The 2,132-nt window shown below is 48.4% G+C and carries 2 protein-coding genes; one reads left to right on the top strand and one right to left on the bottom strand.

The genetic code is table 11. The annotated features are described in order from the left end of the window. Positions 1 to 1,681: ribonuclease R family protein (locus GY683_RS06780; protein ID WP_297288017.1), on the bottom strand; the 1,681-nt coding region annotated here is incomplete at its 3' end. Positions 1,682 to 1,768: 87 nt separating this feature from the next. Here GY683_RS06780 and GY683_RS06785 point away from each other — a divergent pair. Further along, positions 1,769 to 2,132, top strand: a 364-nt coding sequence (locus GY683_RS06785; protein ID WP_297288016.1) for a GNAT family N-acetyltransferase, incomplete at its 3' end; no start/stop codon positions are given.

A 2,132-nucleotide genomic window follows, 5' to 3' on the forward strand; every position in this document is an offset into this window, starting at 1 on the left:
CTTGCATCATGGAGCGAAGGAGCATGGAGTGAATGCTCTCGGTATCCGCTCGCCCTTCGGTCGCCTTGATGATATGTTGATAATCGGCATGGCTAGGGCTTTCGCTGGGGAATGCCAAACCAAACGATTTGACGTACTCGGACAGCTTGGCGGACTTTTCATCGCTAGGCTTATCGTGGTTGCGATACAAGGCAGGCAACTCATGCTTTAAGGCAAAATTTGCCCCACAGGTATTGGCAAGGAGCATCATCTCTTCGATGAGCTTATGAGCATCGCCACGAGTGCGTTTTTTGATGTCTTTGATGTCGCCATCTTCGCCAAACACGATATAGCTTTCGGCAGTTTCAAACGCCATTGCCCCACGTTCTTGCCGTCTTTTGTGAAGAATCTGATAAAGCTGATACAAGGTATCTACCGACTTGCATACGTCAGGATTTTTGACCAAATCATCGGGCAGGGTTTCGTTGGTGGGGTCGTCAAAATAGGCATTGACTTGATTATAAGTCAAGCGAGCCTGTGAGTGCATGACCGCAGGGTAAAACTCATAGCCTGTTACCTTGCCCACACGAGACAGCTTAATATCCGCCACCATGCAGAGGCGATCCACTTTGGGGTTTAATGAACAAAGCCCATTGGACAGCACCTCTGGGAGCATGGGGACGACACGGTGGGGAAAATACACGCTCGTACCACGCTCGTATGCGTCCACGTCAAGGGGGGATTGGGGTGTTACATAGTGGCTCACGTCCGCAATGGCAACCACGACACGATAGTTACCGCCCGAGCGTTTGCAGGCATACACCGCATCGTCAAAGTCCCTAGCATCCTCGCCATCAATGGTAATGAGTGGCAAGTCCCTTAAATCCACACGTCCTTTCATGTCCTTATCAGTCGGTTCGGTGTAGGCATTGGCTTGCTCTATGGCGGCACGGCTAAATTCAGACGGTATGGCGTGGTTTAGGAGCGTGGTCTCGATGATAAGCTCACGGTCGTTAAGGTTCGTTAAAAGCTCGCCAATCTTGCCTGTGGCGTATTCTTGATAAGTTGGCATATCAATGATAGCGACTTTTACGCTATCGCCCACGCTCGCCCCGTGATGAGTCACGTCATCATCGCTTAAGGTAATGGGCTGATGAGCGTTCGCCCCTGATAGCCGAACAAAATAGCCGTCATCGTCCTTATCAAGCACGCCCACAAATTCGGTGCTGGCACGGTGTAGCACGGTTTGTATGCGGGCTTCGGGCTTGCCACGAAACTCGGTGGCAACCGCTTCTACCGTATCACCGTCAAAGACCACACGCATTTGCTTTTCATGGATAAATAGGTCGGGCATATCGTCAAGCACGACAAAGCCAAAGCCCTTGGCATTTGCCGACACCTTGCCCGTTACGGTGGTGGGCAGGGGGGCAATGCTAAAATGAATGCCGTCCGTGCGTTCTAGCTGGTTGTCCCGTAGCATGGCTTTTAGGCGGTTGGTTAGGGCAAAAAACCGCTCATCATCGCCCAAAATCTCAAAATGCAGTCCCAAGCTCTCCGCCGTGGCAGGTTTGCCGTCATTGTTCATTTGGGCGACAGTTTGTAGGATAAGCAGGCGAGAGGGAATGGGGTTTTGGTATTTATTGGCTTCATTGGTGGCGTTGGGGTCGTTCCACGTTGGTGTTTTTTTCTTCGACATAAGTATTCTCTATATTCTCTTCAAAATTATATAAACTATCGTTCAATCTAGGTTATCATATCACATTTATTGATGATTTTTGGGTGAAATTTTATGAATGTTTCGTTAATAGAAGGTGGCTTGGTTACCAAAGATTATTTGGAGAAACTGGCGCGTCTAGAGTCCGAATTATTCGATGATGCTTGGGATGTGCTGGCGATTTCTTCGGTGTTATCTGGGTTTGGTGCTGGAGTGATTGTGGTCGAATCTGATCAAGAGGTTCTAGGCTATTGTATCTATCAGGCGGTATTTGAAGTCGCGGAGATCTTACGCATTGCTACAGCTAAGCATTGTCAAAAAAACGGCATTGGAAGTTTAATTTTAAATCATCTTGCCAGTCATTGTATCGAAAAACAAGCAGAGAGAATTTTGCTTGAGGTACGAGCGGATAATCTTGCAGCGATTGCGTTATATAAAA

The organism is Moraxella sp., assembly GCF_024227015.1.
Classification (GTDB): Bacteria; Pseudomonadota; Gammaproteobacteria; order Pseudomonadales; family Moraxellaceae; genus Moraxella.